The sequence below is a fragment of the Psychrobacter immobilis genome (assembly GCF_904846185.1).
Taxonomy (GTDB): Bacteria; Pseudomonadota; Gammaproteobacteria; order Pseudomonadales; family Moraxellaceae; genus Psychrobacter; species Psychrobacter immobilis_B.
In genome coordinates this window covers 1-19,257 of sequence record NZ_CAJGZQ010000002.1, presented here as the reverse complement: position 1 = coordinate 19,257, position 19,257 = coordinate 1, and the positions used below count along the sequence as shown (strand labels likewise).

18 protein-coding genes are annotated in these 19,257 nt (G+C 44.4%); 11 read left to right on the top strand and 7 right to left on the bottom strand.

The features are described from left to right. Window positions 1-33: 33 nt before the first annotated feature. Window positions 34-990 (top strand): DMT family transporter, encoded by a 957-nt coding sequence (locus JMW94_RS01020; protein ID WP_201599876.1) that lies wholly within the window; start codon window positions 34-36, stop codon window positions 988-990. A 165-nt stretch (window positions 991-1,155) separates the two neighbouring features. Here JMW94_RS01020 and JMW94_RS01015 read toward each other — a convergent pair whose 3' ends face one another. From JMW94_RS01015 to JMW94_RS01000, 4 genes are all read right to left on the bottom strand, one after another. Continuing rightward, complete coding sequence (locus JMW94_RS01015) at window positions 1,156-1,899, bottom strand: amino acid ABC transporter ATP-binding protein (RefSeq protein WP_060491687.1); 744 nt, start codon at window positions 1,897-1,899, stop codon at window positions 1,156-1,158. 91 nt (window positions 1,900-1,990) lie between these two features. After that, entirely contained in the window at window positions 1,991-2,674 is a 684-nt protein-coding gene (locus tag JMW94_RS01010; protein ID WP_201600304.1) for an amino acid ABC transporter permease, read from the bottom strand. Between the two features lie 53 nt (window positions 2,675-2,727). Further along, window positions 2,728-3,564, bottom strand: a complete 837-nt coding sequence (locus JMW94_RS01005; protein ID WP_201599874.1) for an amino acid ABC transporter substrate-binding protein — start codon at window positions 3,562-3,564, stop codon at window positions 2,728-2,730. 314 nt (window positions 3,565-3,878) lie between these two features. After that, complete coding sequence (locus tag JMW94_RS01000) at window positions 3,879-4,676, bottom strand: UTRA domain-containing protein (protein ID WP_101212539.1); 798 nt, start codon at window positions 4,674-4,676, stop codon at window positions 3,879-3,881. A 305-nt stretch (window positions 4,677-4,981) separates the two neighbouring features. Between JMW94_RS01000 and hutU the strand changes: the two genes are divergently transcribed. The 5 genes from hutU (at window position 4,982) to hutI (ending at window position 12,261) form a co-directional block, all read left to right on the top strand. Further along, complete coding sequence (hutU, locus tag JMW94_RS00995) at window positions 4,982-6,700, top strand: urocanate hydratase (protein WP_201599871.1); 1,719 nt, start codon at window positions 4,982-4,984, stop codon at window positions 6,698-6,700. 70 nt (window positions 6,701-6,770) lie between these two features. Further along, entirely contained in the window at window positions 6,771-8,132 is a 1,362-nt protein-coding gene (locus JMW94_RS00990; protein ID WP_201599868.1) for a YjiH family protein, read from the top strand. Window positions 8,133-8,251: 119 nt separating this feature from the next. Next, window positions 8,252-9,814 (top strand): histidine ammonia-lyase, encoded by a 1,563-nt coding sequence (gene hutH, locus JMW94_RS00985; RefSeq protein ID WP_201599865.1) that lies wholly within the window; start codon window positions 8,252-8,254, stop codon window positions 9,812-9,814. Window positions 9,815-9,847: 33 nt separating this feature from the next. Continuing rightward, window positions 9,848-10,876, top strand: coding sequence for a formimidoylglutamase (gene hutG, locus JMW94_RS00980; RefSeq protein ID WP_413786175.1), 1,029 nt, complete (start codon window positions 9,848-9,850; stop codon window positions 10,874-10,876). A 47-nt stretch (window positions 10,877-10,923) separates the two neighbouring features. Then, window positions 10,924-12,261 carry an imidazolonepropionase gene (gene hutI / locus JMW94_RS00975; RefSeq protein ID WP_201599859.1) on the top strand — a complete coding sequence of 446 codons (1,338 nt, stop codon included), beginning with the start codon at window positions 10,924-10,926 and terminating at the stop codon, window positions 12,259-12,261. A gap of 167 nt (window positions 12,262-12,428) precedes the next feature. Here the strand turns inward: hutI and JMW94_RS00970 are convergent, their stop codons facing one another. Further along, window positions 12,429-13,013: a PepSY domain-containing protein gene (locus JMW94_RS00970; RefSeq protein ID WP_201599856.1), complete on the bottom strand. Its 585-nt coding sequence runs from the start codon at window positions 13,011-13,013 to the stop codon at window positions 12,429-12,431. A gap of 195 nt (window positions 13,014-13,208) precedes the next feature. Then, complete coding sequence (gene gdhA / locus JMW94_RS00965) at window positions 13,209-14,555, bottom strand: NADP-specific glutamate dehydrogenase (protein WP_201502734.1); 1,347 nt, start codon at window positions 14,553-14,555, stop codon at window positions 13,209-13,211. Window positions 14,556-15,192: 637 nt separating this feature from the next. On the opposite strand from gdhA, the gene JMW94_RS00960 reads away from it, so the two are divergent. The 5 genes from JMW94_RS00960 (at window position 15,193) to JMW94_RS00940 (ending at window position 18,499) form a co-directional block, all read left to right on the top strand. Beyond that, on the top strand, window positions 15,193-15,555 hold the full coding sequence (locus tag JMW94_RS00960; protein ID WP_010201036.1) for a roadblock/LC7 domain-containing protein: 363 nt from the start codon (window positions 15,193-15,195) through the stop codon (window positions 15,553-15,555). Window positions 15,556-15,827: 272 nt separating this feature from the next. Next, the gene (locus JMW94_RS00955) at window positions 15,828-16,322 is read left to right on the top strand and encodes a PAS domain-containing protein (RefSeq protein ID WP_055124629.1); all 495 of its coding nucleotides are present in this window, start codon (window positions 15,828-15,830) and stop codon (window positions 16,320-16,322) included. A gap of 3 nt (window positions 16,323-16,325) precedes the next feature. Beyond that, window positions 16,326-17,075: a PhnD/SsuA/transferrin family substrate-binding protein gene (locus JMW94_RS00950; protein ID WP_045444391.1), complete on the top strand. Its 750-nt coding sequence runs from the start codon at window positions 16,326-16,328 to the stop codon at window positions 17,073-17,075. Window positions 17,076-17,225: 150 nt separating this feature from the next. Continuing rightward, window positions 17,226-17,843 carry a hypothetical protein gene (locus JMW94_RS00945; protein WP_201581915.1) on the top strand — a complete coding sequence of 206 codons (618 nt, stop codon included), beginning with the start codon at window positions 17,226-17,228 and terminating at the stop codon, window positions 17,841-17,843. A gap of 41 nt (window positions 17,844-17,884) precedes the next feature. Continuing rightward, window positions 17,885-18,499: a hypothetical protein gene (locus JMW94_RS00940; protein WP_201554603.1), complete on the top strand. Its 615-nt coding sequence runs from the start codon at window positions 17,885-17,887 to the stop codon at window positions 18,497-18,499. 65 nt (window positions 18,500-18,564) lie between these two features. Here the strand turns inward: JMW94_RS00940 and JMW94_RS00935 are convergent, their stop codons facing one another. Beyond that, the gene (locus JMW94_RS00935; RefSeq protein WP_201599844.1) at window positions 18,565-19,020 is read right to left on the bottom strand and encodes a hypothetical protein; all 456 of its coding nucleotides are present in this window, start codon (window positions 19,018-19,020) and stop codon (window positions 18,565-18,567) included. Window positions 19,021-19,257: the final 237 nt, after the last annotated feature.

Genomic DNA, 19,257 nt, shown 5'->3' with positions numbered 1-19,257 from the left:
TTGGATTTTCTAGAAAATAAAATAGAGAGCGATATGGCAAATACCGATGGCGTAATGTCAGCACAGCAGTCATGGATAGGCACCATTCAAATCATCACGGCGGCGGTCTGCTGGGGTACCTTGGGGATATTTTCGACCTACCTCAATCAAATCGGCTTTAGTGGTTGGCAGATTACGATCTTACGTATCGTGACCGCGGCTTTTCTTATTCTTGTCATGCTACCAAAACTATGGCCGCATCTTATCAAGCTTCGTCGAAAGCAGTGGCTTGGACTGGCATTGCAATCTTTGATTGGCGTACTTTGTATGTCGGTATGCTACTTTTTTGCTGTGATCTATGTCGGTGCTGGGCCTGCGGTTGCCTTGCTTTATACTGCGCCTGTATTTAGCTTATTGTTTTCGGCATTCTTGCTTGATGAATCTATCACTCGCCAGTCGGCATTACTGGCGCTCATGGCGCTCATGGCGGTATTTGGTGTTGGATTGACGATGCTTGGTGAGCAAGCGCAAGTCAACTGGGGCATCCTATTAGGACTGCTAGCAGGCGTCTGTTATTCCTTATACGGGGTACTGGGCAAGCGCGCGATGCACGATGCTCACCCTGCGCCTTTGGTGTTTTTTACCTCTATTATCATCAGTGCTGGTGTACTGCTATTATTACCTGAAACCTATCAAACCTATGGGCGGTTATTGAGCTTACCTTTACATACGTGGGGCTATGCTTTAGGGTTGTCTTTGATTGGAACCGTCATGCCCTTTGCCCTTTATATGAAAGCATTAGAGAAACTACCTGCCACTCGTGCATCAGTATTTACGATTTTTGAGCCATTGACTGCCATTGCCCTTGCCATACTATTACTGCATCAATCCTTATCTTGGATTCAATATGTGGGCGTGGTGTTAATCTTAATGGCAGCTTTATTTAATGCCATATTAAACGGCACTACCACTCGCGTACCACGCTGGCTAAAAAGACGACAAAGAATTTAGTCTGTACTTTTTAAGACCTTTGAATAGCCTTGGCACCATTGCTATTAGACGAAAAAATCCCCAACTATAATTAATAGCTGGAGATTTTTTTATTGGAACGTTACTTTAGAGCAAAGCATTGACACCATAGACAGTTGCTAAATAACTTGGACTGTCTTAATGATATTACTGTTCAATACGCTGCAAAAAGGCCTGCGTACGTGGATGAGTAGACACTTCAAACATCTGCTTAGCGCTACCTTCTTCGACCACATGACCATCCTCAATTAACACCACATGATCCGCCACATCACGAGCAAATTTAATCTCATGAGTCACAACGACCATCGTCCAGCCTTCAGATGCCAGTTGCTTCATCGTGCCCAGCACATCTTGTACCAATTCAGGATCGAGCGCAGACGTTGGCTCATCAAATAATAATAATGACGGCTCGATAGCCAGTGCACGAGCAATGCCGATACGCTGCTGCTGACCACCAGATAGCTGGAACGGATACAGATCTGCCTTATCCGATAAGCCTACTTTATCAAGTAATGCCAGTGCCTGCTCGCGGGCTTGCGCCTTAGTTTGCCCTTGCACTACCGTCGGCCCAAGCATTAGATTCTCAATCGCAGTCTTATGTGGAAACAAGTTGTAAGATTGAAATACCATGCCTGATTTACGCTGCAGCGCGAGCAATGTTTTTTTCTTAGGCTTGGTAGCAAAATCAACCGTTAAGCTACCATCATCAAAAGCAATGATGCCTTGATCAGGAATTTCCAGCGCATTCAAGCAGCGTAAAAAAGTGGTTTTACCAGACCCTGACGGTCCTAATATCACCACTACCTTGCCTTTTTCGATGGTCAAGTCGATGCCTTTAAGCACTTGATTGCCACCAAAGGCTTTGTGAATATTAGTGACTTGAATCATAAAGCTTCCTGTTGTACTGATATCTGTTTGCTAATAACACACGCTTATCGACGCGGTATTACCATCCTATAATACCCCTATTATCAAGGGTTTATTTCGCCACATAGCGATCAAGTCTGGTTTCAAGCTTACCTTGAATAAAGGTCAAGAACAGACAAATACCCCAATAAATAATCGCCGCTTCGGTATAGACCAACATAAATTCATAGTTACGTGCGGTGATGATTTGCGCCTGCTTAAATAGCTCAGTCACCAATACCAATGACGCCAAAGAGGTGTCTTTTACTAGGCTGATAAAGGTATTGGATAATGGGGGTACTGACACCCGAAGTGCTTGTGGCAAAATCACATGACGAAAGGTTTGTAGATACGTCAAGCCTACGGTCGAGCCTGCTTCCCACTGACCTTTTGGAATGGACAAAATAGAGGCACGCACCGTCTCCGATGCATAAGCGCCAATATTGAGCGAAAAGGCAATAATCGCTGAGGGAAAAGGATCAAGCTTTACTCCGATACTTGGCAAGCCGTAGAAAATAATAAATAGCTGAACCAGCATTGGTGTCCCGCGAATGGCGGACACATAAATACGCGCAAGTCTATATATGACTTCATGGAACCAGCCAGCACGCGGTATGATACGAATCAGCGCTACTGTCAGCGCAATAGCCATACCAATCGCAAATGAGATCAACGCCAGCGGTATTGAATAATAAATACCGCCTTTAAGCATTGGCCAAAATGAATTGATAACAATTTGCGCCCGCGCAGGATCCATAAATGGTAGTAGTGCCAGTAACTCAGCTAGCATTGACGTGATAGACGCTAGCATTATTTTTGTTGACTTATATCAGCACCAAAGAACTCTTCGCTAAGCTTGGTCAGCGTCCCATCGGCTGCTAATGCGGCCATTGCTTCATTCAATTTTACCACCACAGCGTCGTCCCCTTTGATGAGTACTAGACCTGAACCAGTCTGCTCACTCGCAGGCGCTGTCAGCTTGATCTCAAGTGCTGCATCTGGGAATTTTTTGAGATAATCCAATACTGCCAGATTGTCATTCATCGTGAAGTCAGCACGGTCTTGCTTAACCAGTTGAATCGCTTGCGCCATACCATCGACAGGGACGATTTCTGCGCCGTAGCGTTCTGCAAGTTCACCATAGTTGCTGCTCAGTGATTGCGCAGTACGCAGACCTTTTAAACCTTCCCACGAGCTATAACGATTGTCATCAGTCGGTGCTAGTACAACCGCGCCCGACCAGCTATATGGCATGGCTTTGTCATACTTAGCCAAACGCTCAGACGTGGTCAAGCTTACTTGATTGGCCACCATATCGAAGCGTTTTGAGTCAAGACCTGCCAGCATAGCATCCCACTGGGTCTCTTTAAATTCGACGTCTACGCCTAGTTTATCCGCAACTGCACGTGTCACTTCGACATCATAGCCAGTTAGCTTGCCACTCTCATCATGATAGGTAAATGGCGGATAAGTACCCTCTGTACCGACGTTGATGGTGCCACCATTATTGATACGTTGCAGCAAATCAGAGCCACCCGTCGCGGCACTGTCTGTCGCATTGGTTTCTGCTTCATTGGTAGTAGACTGACCACAAGCGGCAAGTAGCATAGTACTGGCGGCAAGTGCTAAAAGAGTACGACGTTTCATAAGACGTCCTTATAAGAGTGAATGAATAATGCAAAAAGGTATCGTGCCAATAAAACCATAGCAACAAATAAGGATAAGACCAGCACAGGCAAATACTATAATAAAGTATTTGCGCCGCATTATTTAGCTTTGGCTGCTCGATTTGAGGATGATCAACATATTTTTCAATACTGCTTCTATATTATCTTTGAATTTTTGGACATTTTTTAGGCAGATATTAACGTTATTATTGCCAATTAAATAGCCATTTATTCATATACTAGCGCACTTCAGAAAGAATAAACGTACAAAAACAGTGAGCATGCGTAAGACTATTATAATTCACCTGAGAATTGATAACGATCGCCTGCATGCCACATCTTCACAAAGGTCAATACTCGACCTGCTGAATAGGTCTGGCGACGCAATACCAATGTCGGCGACTGCGGTGCGATTTGCAGTAGCGCAGCTATCTCATCTGGTGCCGCCAGTGCACGAATGGTATAGCGACCGCGCTCTAGTGGACTTTTGGCAATGAGATAATCACTGGTGTTGACCACACTAAAATCCTGCTCAATAAATTCTGGCACCTTTTGCGCATCCACCCAGCGCTCTTCGAACTGTATGGGCTGACCATCCGCAAAGTGAATGATTTTTACCTCGTATAAAACAGCAACGTCGCTACTACTATCTGCGCCAGTACTGTCATCCATTACGGTTGTATCAGCGTTTGTGTTAGCGCTTGTATCAGAAGACACAGCTACTTTATTAATATCAAATTTACGCCGTAATTCATCATCCAACATCGCAGCCGTAAGTATGCGTTTACTCACCACTTGCGCCTGATAATCGCGGTTGGCAGATTTTAAATCCTGCGCGATATTGCGCACTTCTACAAAGGTATGATTGAACTGCTGCTGGGCGACAAACGTCCCCGACCCTTGCCGGCGCTCTAGCACTCGCTCTTCGCTCAGCTCTTTTAGGGCGCGATTGACCGTCATACGCGATACGCCAAATTCTTTTGCCAACGCCATTTCTGTAGAAATTGCATTGCCCGCTTGCCATTTACCCGAGTGTATATTGTCTAATATGGCGTTTTTAATCCGCTGATATGCCGGGATTGTCTTTGTCATGTCCGTGTTTAACCGTTAGTTTCACCAATAATAGTAGCGCCATAATATCACGAGATAACGTCATGAACCTTGTCAAAACACTGTGACATTTATCTATCTACCAAAACCCTCACAAAAATAATTGAGTCATTTAACAAAAACTGCTTGCATGAAAAAAATATCTTTGATAATTTGTATATACAACTTTATGACAGTGCTAAAAAATTTGCGTCATCTAATCGATGTTTCGCTAAATTTATAGACTGACTGTAAAACACTTACTTTGATTACTTTATCGTCTTAACAGATATCACAAGGATATGATAATGACTACTGACCATGGAACCAATAAAGAGACTAAGCTGACTCGCCGTGATGAGAGCCGCGAAATCGCCGCGCCCACTGGCAGTACTCTACATTGCAAAAGCTGGCTGACCGAAGCCCCTTATCGTATGCTGCAAAACAATTTGCATCCTGATGTGGCCGAAAATCCTAAAAGCCTCGTGGTCTATGGTGGTATCGGACGCGCAGCCCGCAATTGGGAAAGCTACGATCAAATCCTAGCGTCATTAAAAGAATTGGAAGACGATGAAACCTTATTGGTGCAATCTGGCAAACCAGTTGGCGTGTTTCAAACGCACGAAAATGCACCGCGTGTATTGATTGCAAACTCTAACCTTGTGCCGCGCTGGGCGACGTGGGAGCATTTTAACGAGCTCGATCGCAAAGACTTGATGATGTATGGTCAAATGACGGCTGGTAGCTGGATTTATATTGGCACCCAAGGCATCGTGCAAGGGACATATGAGACCTTTGTGGAAGCAGGTCGTCAGCATTATGATGGTAGCTGGGCAGGACGTTGGATTTTAACCGCGGGTCTGGGCGGTATGGGCGGCGCGCAGCCACTTGCGGCTACTTTTGCAGGGGCAACTTCACTGAACATTGAGTGCCAACAGTCTAGTATCGATTTCCGCTTGCGTACTGGTTATGTCGATAAGCAAGCCGATGATCTCGACCATGCTTATGAATTGATCAAACAGCATACCGACGCAGGTGAAGCGGTCTCTATTGCCCTACTTGGTAATGCCGCAGATATCCTACCTGAAATGGTCAAGCGTGCGCACGATGGTGGCATGAAGCCTGATTTGGTCACTGACCAAACCTCAGCACATGACTTGATCAATGGTTACTTGCCAGTTGGCTGGACAGTAGAAGAATGGAAAGCTGCGCAAGAGGATTCAGAGCAACATGGAGCATTAACCAAAGCTGCCGCTGAATCTTGTGCCGTACACGTACAGGCGATGCTAGATCTACAAGCGATGGACATTCCAACGACCGATTATGGTAATAATATCCGTCAGGTGGCTTTTGATGAAGGCGTTAAAGATGCCTTTAATTTCCCAGGTTTTGTCCCCGCTTATATTCGTCCGCTGTTTTGCCAAGGTAAAGGACCCTTCCGCTGGGTCGCATTATCAGGTGACCCAGAAGACATCTACAAAACAGATCAAAAAATTAAAGAGCTGTTCCCTGGAAACCAACATATCCATCGCTGGTTAGATATGGCAAAAGAGCGTATTCAATTCCAAGGCTTGCCTGCCCGTATCTGCTGGTTAGGATTGGGTGAGCGTGACAAAGCAGGTCTTGCTTTTAATGAAATGGTCAAAAACGGCGAGTTAAAAGGCCCTATCGTCATCGGCCGCGACCACTTGGACACAGGCTCAGTGGCTAGTCCAAATCGCGAAACGGAAAGCATGAAAGACGGCTCAGATGCGGTATCTGACTGGGCATTATTGAATGGTATGCTCAACGTAGCAGGCGGCGCGACTTGGGTATCACTACATCATGGCGGCGGCGTTGGCATGGGCTACTCGCAGCACTCAGGCATGGTCATCGTCGCAGACGGTACTGATGCTGCTGCCAAACGCTTGGCGCGGGTACTGGTCAATGATTGCGGCTCAGGGGTTATGCGTCACGCCGATGCAGGTTATGAGCTAGCGATCAAAACAGCGAAAGATTATGGTCTGAATCTGCCGATGATTAAGTAGCATACCCTTTATCCTTATAAGTGATTACTTGACATAAGGATATTATCGACATTTTATCAAGGAGGATAATGTGATTGAGCAAAATACGACACTAAATCTCAAGGATGCAGCAGCGACACCAACTGAAGCACTACTGTCTAAACCTATAGCGTTACTGCAGTTGATAGTCTTTAGTGCTATCGGTTTGGTCATGTTTTTTGTGCCATTTACCATTGGTGAGAAAAGCACGATTTTGTTCGATCATGGGGCAACTTATCTGGTCAATCAGCAGCATACATTGTCTGTGACGTTATTATTTTTATTGATGATCTTTGGGGTAAGCAAGCCATTTATAGACGGCTCATGGCGTAAAAACATTACCCACATGATTATGACTGCTTTTAAAATCATTGGTCTGATACTGGCAGTGATGTATGTTGCTGACGTAGCGCCTGCCTTTATGATGGAAAAGGACATGCTGCCGTTTTTGTTTGAAAAACTGGCATTACCAGTCGGTATGATTGTACCGCTTGGGGCATTAATTTTAGCATTTTTGGTGGGTTTTGGTTTGCTCGAGATGGTCGGTGTGCTCATGCAGCCAATCATGAAACCTATCTGGAAAACCCCAGGTTCATCAGCGATTGATGCCGTCGCATCCTTTGTTGGTAGCTACTCTATCGGGCTACTCATTACTAATCGCGTGTATTTGCAAAAGCAATATTCAGCGCGCGAAGCCATTATCATTGCGACTGGATTTTCGACCGTATCAGCGGCATTTATGGTCATTGTTGCCAAAACGCTTGGTCTGATGGAGTTTTGGAACCTATTTTTTTGGTCTACGCTAGTAATTACCTTTATCGTTACTGCGATTACTGCTCGTATTCCACCCATTAGCCTTGTTGATGATAGCGTTGAACGTCCCGTTTTAGACCATAGACGTGGTACACGTCTGGCGGCAGCATTTGATTTAGGTTTGTCCACTTCGCGCCGTGCCTCTGACCTAAAACAAATCTTATGGTCTAACTTTCGCGATGGGCTGACGATGGCAGCGGCGATTGTGCCTTCTATCATCGCGGTTGGCTTGACAGGATTACTATTAGCAAAGTATACGCCTGTATTCGATGCTTTAGGCTTGCTTCTTTATCCATTTACATGGCTTAGCGGCTTACCAGAGCCTCTGGTTGCCGCCAAAGGTATGTCAGCGGGATTGGCTGAAATGTTCTTGCCAGCACTACTCCTCAGTGAGGCTGATATACTGACTCGCTATGTTGCAGGGGTCATCTCTATTAGCAGCGTGTTGTTTTTCTCTGCCATGATTCCTTGTGTGCTTGCCACTGAAATACCATTATCTGTCGGAAAAATGGTCATTATCTGGTTCGAGCGCGTGGTACTCAGTATTTTATTGGCTGCGGCATTCGGACATCTAGCCATGTACTTCAACTGGATTGGCTAAAAAAACAAATTTAATAACAAGTATTATGTTAACTAAAAACATTTAAAAAACGTCATTTCAACAAAGACATGAATCAAAAATAATATAACCCATATGTCTTACAATACTAGGATCACCCTATGAACGATATCAAACAATTAACCCTACACCCTCGCCAGCTTAGCTTTAAGATGCTACGTGATATCTATGAGCACCCTGTCATATTGACATTGCCTGAGAGTGCGTATGCCGCAATAGATGCCTCACATGAAGATGTGCGTACGATTATTGCCCGAGACAAAAGCGCATATGGTATCAATACTGGTTTTGGCTTGTTAGCAAAGACCAGTATCAGTGATGATCAGCTTGAGCTACTTCAGCACAACTTGATCGTTTCTCACTCAGTGGGCACTGGTGACGCACTTCCTGCCGGCGTGGTACGACTGATTATGGTGATGAAAGTGGCCAGCCTAGCACAAGGCGTATCAGGCGTACGCCGCGAGGTAGTGGACAGCTTACTTGCCTTAATCAATAATCAAATCACGCCAAACATTCCGGCAAAAGGCTCAGTTGGTGCTTCTGGTGATTTAGCGCCTTTATCACACATGACGCTTGCAATGATGGGTGAAGGTGACGTGTTTGTCGCTGGCGAAAAAGTGCCTGCAGCAGAAGCGCTAGCTCAACATGGACTTGAGCCAATTACCCTAGCAGCCAAAGAAGGCCTCGCACTTATCAACGGCACGCAAGTCTCAACCGCATTGGCATTACGGGGTTATTTCTTAGCGCGTGATTTGCTTGAGACCGCCACCATTGTAGGCTCACTGTCGATTGATGCTGCCAAAGGCTCGGATTCACCATTTGATGCGCGTATTCACGAAGTACGTGGGCATCATGGTCAAATTGAAATCGCCAAAGCACACCGTCAACTCATTAAAGGCAGTGCGATTCGCGCCTCGCATGATGGTGAGCAGGATGACCGAGTACAAGACCCTTACTGCCTGCGTTGTCAGCCGCAAGTCATGGGTGCCTGTCTTGATATCATCAATCAAGCAGGTAAAACGCTACTAATCGAATCCAATGCGGTGACAGACAACCCACTTATTTTTAATAATGAAGATGGCCCAGTCGCTATTTCAGGTGGTAACTTCCATGCTGAGCCAGTCGCTTTTGCCGCTGATATTTTGGCCTTGGCAATCGCCGAGATTGGTTCTATGTCTGAGCGCCGTGTCGCTTTGCTAATCGATGCGACGCTGTCAGGTGGTCTACCGCCATTCTTGGTTGATAACGCTGGGGTGAACTCAGGCTTTATGATCGCCCATGTGACCGCAGCCGCGCTGGCATCAGAGAATAAATCTATCGCTCATCCCGGTAGCGTCGACAGTATCCCAACTTCTGCCAACCAAGAAGATCATGTATCGATGGCGACCTATTGCGCACGCCGCCTATATGAGATGGCACAGAATACTGCCACTATCATTGGTATTGAGCTATTGGCTGCTGGTCAAGGGATTGATTTTCATCGCGGATTAGAGACATCAGAGCCGTTGACTGTGGCGCATCAGAAACTGCGCGAGAAAGTGACTTTCTATGATAAAGACCGCTACCTAGCGCCTGATATCGAAGCGGCCAAGCAATTGGTATTAGACGGTACGCTTGCTGAGCACTGGCAGTCATTACGTAGCAACTGGTACGAGTCTAAATAAGCGTTAGATAATAGAAGGGAATGAGTAATGTCCATGACGAAAATTAGCACAACCGTGAGTCACACAGCGGCTGACATGATGCTGTGGACCGGCCGTGCAGAGCCATTTGAGACGGCACGTGCCCGCTACTGGTATCAGCTCGCAAAGCCTTACGAGGATCAAAATATTGGGCTAATCGGCTTTGCATGTGATCAAGGGGTTAGGCGCAATCAAGGCCGCGTGGGTGCACGAGCTGCCCCACCGCTGATTCGCCGAGCGTTTGCGACACTGCCGGTCATTGCGCCATTGCAAACATGCTATGATAATCAACTGGCGACATTGTTGGGTGATGCAGGCGATATCTATTGTCATGACGATGATGATTTTGCCACGAACATTCTTGAGCAAGCTCAGCTCAAATATGCGGATAAGGTGAGTGCTATTGTTAAAAAAGGTGGCTTGCCCATTGGTCTTGGTGGTGGTCATGCCATCGCCTATGGTAGTTTTTTGGGACTATGGCAGGCATTAAAAAATAAAAGCGAAGCAAATGCCCCGCCTACCATCGGCATCATTAATTTTGACGCCCATCTTGATATTCGTCAATCTGATGTGGCGACTTCTGGTACACCGTTTCGCCAAATTGCTGAGCATCTTGACGCACATGGTCAGCCCTTTCATTATTGCTGTATTGGCGTCAGTCGCTTCTCTAACACGGCGGCGCTCTTTGATCGCGCTGAGCAGTTAGGTGTACAAGTAATCAGTGACGAAGACTGTCAGCAGCAGCCTTGGGATACGCTTGCTGAGCAAGTCAAAAGCTTTGTAGATAAGGTTGATATCGTGTATTTAACCATCGATATGGATTGCTTGCCATCTAGCGTCGTTCCAGGAGTTAGCGCACCTGCCGCCTTTGGCATTGATCTTAGGTTTGTTGAACGCATGGTAAAAACCATTATGGCTACTGGTAAAGTAAAAATGGCCGACATTGCCGAGATTAATCCCACCTTTGATATTGATGCGCGTAGCTGCAAAGTTGCGGCAAGACTATTAGCGACTATTATAGAGCAGCATTTACTGGTCGTCTAAGTCTTACTAACAAAAGTCACTGCCTGCAAAATAATCAGGAGAACATTATGGATGATTCCAATAATACGACAGAGATCACGCTCGACGAGTCTACTATGACATCATTTGACCATGTCATTATTAACGCCAATATCGCCACTTTTTCAGAGCAGCATGGTTTTGGTATTGATACAGGTGTAGATACAAATAAGCACGCTGATAGCATTCCATACGGTCAACTATTTCACGCGGCTATCGGTATCAAAAGTGGCAAAATCGCTTGGGTTGGTACACAGGATCAAGTCACTGCTCATCTGCCTAACTATCAAGATCATCAAATCACAGATGTAAATGGCAAGTGGATTACCCCAGGACTTATCGACTGTCACACTCACATCGTTTATGGTGGCAATCGCAGTAATGAGTTTGAGGCACGTTTGACTGGCGCTAGTTATCAAGACATTGCCGCACAAGGTGGCGGTATCGTCTCAACCGTCACTGCTACCCGCGCTGCCAGTATCGAATCGCTATTTGCACAAAGTGAAAAACGGTTGCTTGCACTGATGAAAGAAGGCGTCACCAGTATCGAAATCAAATCGGGCTACGGTTTAGATTTAGACACGGAACGCAAAATGCTCACGGTTGCTCGCCAACTTGGTGACAAACACAATATCCATGTGAGCACCACTTATCTAGCGGCGCATGCCTTGCCACCTGAATACAAGTCTCACATGCAGGACCGCTCGGATGATTATATCGAGCAAGTGTGTACATGGTTACCAATTCTACATGCAGAAGGCTTAGTCGATGCGGTCGACGGCTTTTGTGAAAACATCGCCTTTAGCACTGAGCAAATCAGACGCGTTTTTGAGGTGGCACGCTCATTAAACCTACCAGTCAAACTGCACTCTGAGCAGTTGTCTGATATAGGTGGCAGCGCCTTGGTTGCTGAATACAAAGGGTTATCAAGCGACCATTTAGAGCATTTATCAGCAGACGACATCAAAAAAATGGCGGCCAGTGATACCGTTGCAGTTCTATTGCCCGGTGCATTTTATACCCTGCGGGATACCAAGTTGCCACCTATTGAGGCATTACGAAGACACCAAGTACCCATGGCTATTTCTACTGATTGTAATCCAGGTACATCACCGCTGACATCGCTACTGTTAGCAATGAATATGGGCTGTACGCTGTTTTACTTAACCACTGAAGAGGTACTGGCAGGGGCAACTGTTAACGCCGCACAAGCGCTAGGTCTATCTAATAAAGGTAAAATAGAAGTTGGCTGTGATGCAGATTTAGTCCTATGGGATATCGCCCGCCCTGCGGATTTGGCTTATCAGATGGGACTAAACCCTATTAACGGCATTATGATTCAAGGCAAGTGGCGTGAGACGGTATAGCGAACTTATCTAAATACTCACATTAAAAAAGCCCCAGTCATTGAATGATTGGGGCCTTTTTAATAATAAATGCACAGCTTTGCTATCCCATTTTCAAAAAACTGATTAGCAAGAAAAACGACTATTAGCGATACCTGTCTATCTATCTGTATGTCTAACTTACTTAGCTATTTCTTAAACTTATTGTTAAATACACTGCCAGTATTGGCATCAACATTTAGCCAAACGATACTATTACCTTTGAGAATATCAGTTTCATAATAGGATGCATGATCACTATAATCTCGGTCGTTTTTAAACTCAATCTCGATAACACGACCGCCCGATTGTTTTTCAGCAATTTTCATTGCCTGTTTAACATCAATCTTCGCTTGTTTAAGCGCCTTATAATCGACCAGATCATCACTGTCTAATCGTTCCACATCCGTACTGATCACTCTACCATTCATGGCGTCGACTTTGATTTCATAGTTTCGGCTACTGGTTACAAATTCCATCTCATACACACCGCCTTGCGCTTTATCATCATCGTGATCAAAGCTGGCGCTCATCAATAGACCAGATGACTTTTTCGCCGCAATATTTATTGCTTGTTGTAAGCTTATTCTGCTGGCTTTGGCGGCTTGGACCTCACTTGCTAGCGGTTGATGTGTAGATGCATAGATTGTCGTAGTTAACATAGCCGCACCCACTACTACTGCAGCACGAGTACCCAAAGTCGTTAGCGAAAATGGCTTGAAAATCTTGCTCATAACGGTCTCCACAAAATTAATCTTATTGAGTGTTCTAAAATTATTATCTTTTAAAAAACACACATTATCAATAGGTCAATCGTATCACTTCATAAAAACCACTTTGACTATTCACGGTAGGGTTAATCCATAAAAAACGCGCCTATCGTTAAAACAGACGCGTTATTCGTTAATAGGTGGCTATGATAAAAGTGCTTAGTTTAAAATACCGTAAGCAACCAATGCATCGGCAACTCGTTTAAAGCCAACGATATTTGCACCAGCCATATAGTTGATATAGCCATTATCCGTTTGACCATACTGTTCTGAGGCATCAGCTGCGCAGTCATGGATATTTCTCATGATATTTTTGAGGCGCAAGTCGATTTGCTCAAAGCTCTTATACTGACGGACTGAGTTTTGTGACATCTCAAGCGCAGAGACTGCTACACCGCCCGCGTTAGCGGCTTTACCTGGGGCATAATGCACACGGTGCAAACGAATATAGTCGATGGCTTCAGCAGTCAATGGCATGTTGGCACCTTCGACAACGTATGTGATGCCATTTTCAACCATGAGCTTGGCATCTTCTTCATTGACTTCGTTTTGCGTCGCTGATGGAATTGCGATATCGCCTTTGAATTGCCACGGCTTTTGCTGCGCAAACCACTCTCCACCATAAACATCGACGTACTCAGCCAACGGTTTGCTTTTTGCTTTTTGCGCCTTGAGCCAATCAATTTTTTCTTGATTCAGACCCGCTTCATCATACAAAGTCCCTTGTGAGTCTGACACAGTGACGACGATGCCGCCCAGCATATGGGCTTTTTCAGCAGCATGTAATGAGACGTTACCAGCACCTGAAACCAATACTCTCTTACCTTTGATATCGTCATTTTGCGCCGTAAGCATGTTTTCTAAGAAATACACCGCGCCATAACCTGTCGCCTCAGTACGCATCAAACTGCCACCGAAGCCAACGCCTTTACCGGTCAAAACGCCGCCGTATTCATGCGTTAAATTCTTATACATAGCAAACATATAGCTGACTTCACGCCCACCCACGCCAATGTCACCAGCGGGCACATCGATGTCTTTATTCACATAGTGATGTAGTTCACGCATAAAGGCATAGCAAAAACGGCGGATTTCACTGTCTGTTTTGCCTTTGGGATCAAAATCAGAGCCACCTTTACCGCCGCCCATTGGCAATCCAGTCAAAGCATTTTTGAATATTTGCTCAAAGCCTAAGAACTTCAACACAGATTGGTTGACAGTCGGATGAAATCTCACGCCACCTTTATAAGGACCTAAGGCATTGCTGAACTGGACACGCCAGCCGCGGTTAACCTGAACCTCACCTTGATCATTTTCCCAGTTAATACGAAAAGCAATAACGCGGTCAGGCTCAACGAGGCGCTCAAATATTTTAAAAGTATCATATTCTGGGTGGGCGTCGTATAACGGCGCAATCGTAATTGCAACTTCTTTTACCGCTTGAACGAATTCAGGTTGATGGGCGTAACGCGCTTCGACTTTTTCGATGGCCTGACTGATACTCATATCTTTTCCTTAGGGTAAAAATGGTGATAGTGCTTACTTACACCGATGTCACGTCGTATGACAACAAACGAGAGGATTGTAGACACTGGTGTAAAACTGAAATTGCCCCGACACGCTGGTTTGTGTAGAGACAAATGGGATTAAAAAAGCTGACTGAATTTATGCCTAGATGCCACATTCAGAGACAAGAACATTTTTTATCTCATAATATATATCATTTTTGAGGCGTATAAGTCTAGTAAATATCACCATCATGAAAAGTTATAAGCGATTTTTATTGGCACAGTCTAGCGTGCGCCTTTGCATAGCACCTTGAGGCGCCGACTGATGAGCTTACAGATCTCATTGATTGTGCTAAAAATAATCCTGTATTACTAAAAAACCTTCGTTTTCCTAATAGGTCAATAAATCAAATCTTAATGGAAATTTGTAGATTGATAACCGTTAAGTAAAGACGAAAGGTCAATAATCAGCACCAAACGGTATAAAAAAACTCAAAAACTTGGCTTTTTGCTTGAGCTGATGTATATCAATATTAACAGCAAGGGTTTATAATAGCCGACTTAGTCAACATTTATTCTCCACCATTACTAACTGTTATTTTATCAATTGAATAACCCGTCATAGAGAAAGCGATATGCGTACAGATTCATTCCAGCAAATCTTGGAAGACCTAAACAGCTCATCAGCCGATGTTGAAGCATCTGCCCTTATTTCTAACGATGGTCTGATGATTGCCTCAGCACTACCAACGGGCGTTGATGAAGACCGTGTTGGCGCTATGTCAGCGGCTTTATTGTCATTGGGTGACCGCGCAGGTCGTGAGTTGGCACGTGGTAGTATCGATCGTATTATGATTCAAGGCGAAAAAGGCTACGTGATTATGACCTCATCTGGAGATGAAGCGGTACTTACTATTATGGCAAAACCGAATGCAAAACTTGGTTTGATATTCTTAGATATCAAGCGTGCCTCAGAAGCCCTTGCAAAACTTATCTAATTGGTAAATTTGGATTTTTGTCGATAACACATTTTTGATTATTTAACGTCATATAGCACATAGCGCGACTGATAAATATGACTTTAAATCAAAATGAAGTGACTGTCTCATAAAAAATATTTAAGATGGCACACATTATTTGTGTGGAATAATAGCCTGATAAATATTGGGACGACGACTGAGCTGAAAGGCAACCTGATGTTATCGACAACTACCACACCAGATTGGCTTTTTAATCATTATAAATATAACGATAAATAAAGGAGATTACGATGGGTTCTCCAATCCCTGATGCACATAAGCCTGATATGCCCGCTGAGCAGATTACTCTGACTTATTATGATGGTACATCACGGACTGTCTATGATACTGGTATTGAACGCCCTTATCCTGATGGCAAGCTGATTGTATCTCGCACCGATTTGGATGGTGTGCTGACTCACGTCAACGATGCTTTTGTCGAAATCAGTGGCTACAGCGTTGATGAGCTTATTGGTCAGCCTCAATCCATTTTGCGCCACCCTGATATGCCAAAAGCCGCTTATAAAGATTTGTGGGATACCGCAGCGGCTGGGCAAAAATGGCATGGCTACGTTAAGAATTTATGCAAAGATGGTAGTCACTATTGGGTCTATGCGACCGTTGTGCCGAACATTCGTCGCGGCGAAACAGTGGGTTATACCTCGGTACGCCGTAAGCCATCACGTAGCAAAATCGAAGCGGCTATGGCTCAGTATGCCCAAATGAATCAAAATGAGGAAGGCTAAATCATGACGACACACAATATGTTAATCGCCCCTGATTTTTCTCCTGAGCGTTTTGCAGGCTGGCACATGTTTAATATTTTGATTCAGAAACGTGCCAACCTAAATATGCATCTGAACATACCTACCTCACATGCTGAACAAGAGCAAATCATTGAGGCAGGTGACATTCAAGTTATCTATGCCAACCCATTTGATGCAGCTACTTTGATCCGTGAACAAGGCTATCGCGCTGTTGCACGCCCTATCGGCAAATCGGATGAGATGGTCATTGCTGCTGCGGCAAACAGTGATATCAAGCGCTTAGAAGACATTAAAGCGGGTGCGACCGTAGCAATGGCAGACAACCGTGATGTTAAGCTGATTGGCTTACGCTTACTAGAAGCTGTGGATATAGAAGAGTCTGATCTTAACTGGGATATCACTGAAACTTATCAGGCAGCTGCCCGTAAAGTCATCAAAGGTGATGCTCAAGCGGCTTTCTTCTTGGCAGAGATTTTTCATAGCTTTTCACGCTTGACCAAAACTCAGCTGTCAGTGCTAATCGAAAGTGATTTGGCAGATATTAGCCATGTATTACTGATTAAAGATGGCTTTCCTGATACAGAAATATTCATGAATGCGATCCTGAACTTGCATAATGATGACGATGGTAGAGAAGCATTGGCTGAACTTGGCATGCCTCAAGGGTTTGAAGCCATGGACGAAGAAGATGCTGAATTTATGATAGATTTGATGCAAACTTTACTTGATTAATTATTACTTATTAATTGGCACGTTGCACCGTTTCGCTTAGTGAAGTCATAGGCTATTGTCGCTCAATAGTGGCTATATCATTTTGACCATACGATATTAGCCATAAGTTGTTAGTCATACAATAGACACTATGACTTAAAGGACACTATTATGTCTGATTTAGACCTTATCAAAGAAAATGAGATGGAAGCGCGCCGAGTATTTCGTTTATATTCGCGTAAAGTGTTTTTGGCACCCAATAACCGTCATTTTCATGAACAACGTATCAATGCCGCATTACTTTTGACCGAAAAAGAGCCGCTACAAGGTGCCGTCGCAGACTTTTTTTATGGCTGTTGGTATGACATCCCTTACGATGTAAATAACCTGTTTACGCGTATTAAAGATCGCTTGTACCCTCATGTCCAGCAAGGGTTTCGCGATTGTATTAGTAAGAAGCGATATATTCAACGCAATAGTATGCTGGCGACTCGCTGGAGTGTCCTGATATCGCCGTCTCTCAATGAGCAAAAACAGCGATTGCTTATCAGTAGCGATGATGCCAAAGAAATATCCAAAGACATCACCGCTGAGCTCATGCAGGCGCGTGAAGATAAGGATTGGGGCACGATTGAGCAGATCGAAAACGAATTCTTTGCTCACTGTATCACTCGCAATGATCTACTTGCCTTCTCGCTAGTATGGTTTCGCTTGGGTAAAAGCGACTGGCAATTCGATGAGCGCTGGAACAACTGTCAACAGCATCTTGATCAAACCATCAAGACCTAATTTATCGCCGATTTAACCCTTTCATCACAATGGTAGCCGCTATGTCCTCTTACTTAAATGCTGATAAAACGTATCTAACCCTCACTCCAGCCGGTATTTTTGAGGCATTTTCACAAAGTGAGCCCACTGATGAACAGCTGTCATTACAAGACTTAATGTCCTATGGGGAGACGTTGCTCGCCGCTGATTGGCTTGAGCGTTATCCTGACGAATGGCTACAGAGCTTTATAGAACACGGCTGGATTGAAAAGCTGTCTTTGTTGTTACCCGCACCCAATCTGCCGTTGGACCAGTTTTTACCGTATGTGGTTGCCAGCTTATCCGGTAAACGCCGTGCCGCTATTGGCTCTGATGAAGGGTTTTGCCTAGCACGAATCGGTTACAGCCAAGAAGAAGCGGACATGCTAAGTGTTGCAGCTGCTGACTTTTCAGGTTTTATGATCCGCCAAAAACAACGCGGCTGGGCGGTCGAAAGCCAAGCCATCTCGTTTTTTCAACAAGTTGACTTACTGATTCCTGAGACCAGCTTTGTGTTCTTATGGATTGATGGTTCAGGTTACGCCCTCATCATCGATGGCGAGCCTCTGACTAATAGCCGCGCCTTTGTTGAGATGGTATGGGCATTGAAAACGTCTGGCTTAAGATTTCTTAGCTAAATGTTAGAACAAATCTTATCCTGATACAGTATTGAAAGGATATTTTCTATGTATGCTTAGTTGGCTTATTTATCCTTATCATTTCCAAACTTTGAAATAAGTGCCATGATGACTTCTTGAGAATTAATTGGATAAGACTCATTACTTATAGATTGAAAATCTTTAGGGGCAAATATTCTTTGAGCAATTTCTGATTTTATTTTATGTTGCTCTTCTTCAGGTAACGAGGCTATATAGGGATTGATAGCTTTCAAATCTAGTGATGTTTGAAGGTGTGTATACTGTTGCTGACGATGCTTAGTAGACTCACGCGCTAAGTAAGCAGCTGGCACAGATAATAAGAATACTAATGCTAATCGTAAAAGAGCATTAGAAAGGTCGAAGCTTTGGTGTATAGACTCCCAAAAAGAATATCCAGCTATCACAATGATGACTGCCATGCAAAAAATTGATCCCCCTCTCAACCATTCGGCAGCTATTTTTTCTTGTTTTGCGCTATCTGCATACTCTGAGACAATCACTCTGCTTGCTGCATTACCTAGAAGCTGATCTAACTGAGCATTCTTATCATTAATAGCTTCTAGCTCTTCTTCGTATGCTACTGATATGCTCTTAATTTTACTATCGTATATATAGTCAGTCTTTTATAAATAAGATACAATACTTTTAAAATAAGCGACACGGCAGAAGAATACATGACCTATTCAGCAGACTTTCGAGCGCAAGTGATCAAAAGTGTCCAAAACAAAGACATGAGT

Bases quoted from the DNA above. Each gene is read 5' to 3' on its own strand.
- JMW94_RS01020 (WP_201599876.1), top strand. From the start codon at position 34: ATGGCAAATACCGATGGCGTAATGTCAGCACAGCAGTCATGGATAGGC.
- JMW94_RS01015 (WP_060491687.1), bottom strand. From the start codon at position 1,899: ATGATTCAAGTCACTAATATTCACAAAGCCTTTGGTGGCAATCAAGTG.
- JMW94_RS01010 (WP_201600304.1), bottom strand. From the start codon at position 2,674: ATGGATCCTGCGCGGGCGCAAATTGTTATCAATTCATTTTGGCCAATG.
- JMW94_RS01005 (WP_201599874.1), bottom strand. From the start codon at position 3,564: ATGAAACGTCGTACTCTTTTAGCACTTGCCGCCAGTACTATGCTACTT.
- JMW94_RS01000 (WP_101212539.1), bottom strand. From the start codon at position 4,676: ATGACAAAGACAATCCCGGCATATCAGCGGATTAAAAACGCCATATTA.
- hutU (WP_201599871.1), top strand. From the start codon at position 4,982: ATGACTACTGACCATGGAACCAATAAAGAGACTAAGCTGACTCGCCGT.
- hutH (WP_201599865.1), top strand. From the start codon at position 8,252: ATGAACGATATCAAACAATTAACCCTACACCCTCGCCAGCTTAGCTTT.
- hutG (WP_413786175.1), top strand. From the start codon at position 9,848: ATGACGAAAATTAGCACAACCGTGAGTCACACAGCGGCTGACATGATG.
- hutI (WP_201599859.1), top strand. From the start codon at position 10,924: ATGGATGATTCCAATAATACGACAGAGATCACGCTCGACGAGTCTACT.
- JMW94_RS00970 (WP_201599856.1), bottom strand. From the start codon at position 13,013: ATGAGCAAGATTTTCAAGCCATTTTCGCTAACGACTTTGGGTACTCGT.
- gdhA (WP_201502734.1), bottom strand. From the start codon at position 14,555: ATGAGTATCAGTCAGGCCATCGAAAAAGTCGAAGCGCGTTACGCCCAT.
- JMW94_RS00960 (WP_010201036.1), top strand. From the start codon at position 15,193: ATGCGTACAGATTCATTCCAGCAAATCTTGGAAGACCTAAACAGCTCA.
- JMW94_RS00955 (WP_055124629.1), top strand. From the start codon at position 15,828: ATGGGTTCTCCAATCCCTGATGCACATAAGCCTGATATGCCCGCTGAG.
- JMW94_RS00950 (WP_045444391.1), top strand. From the start codon at position 16,326: ATGACGACACACAATATGTTAATCGCCCCTGATTTTTCTCCTGAGCGT.
- JMW94_RS00945 (WP_201581915.1), top strand. From the start codon at position 17,226: ATGTCTGATTTAGACCTTATCAAAGAAAATGAGATGGAAGCGCGCCGA.
- JMW94_RS00940 (WP_201554603.1), top strand. From the start codon at position 17,885: ATGTCCTCTTACTTAAATGCTGATAAAACGTATCTAACCCTCACTCCA.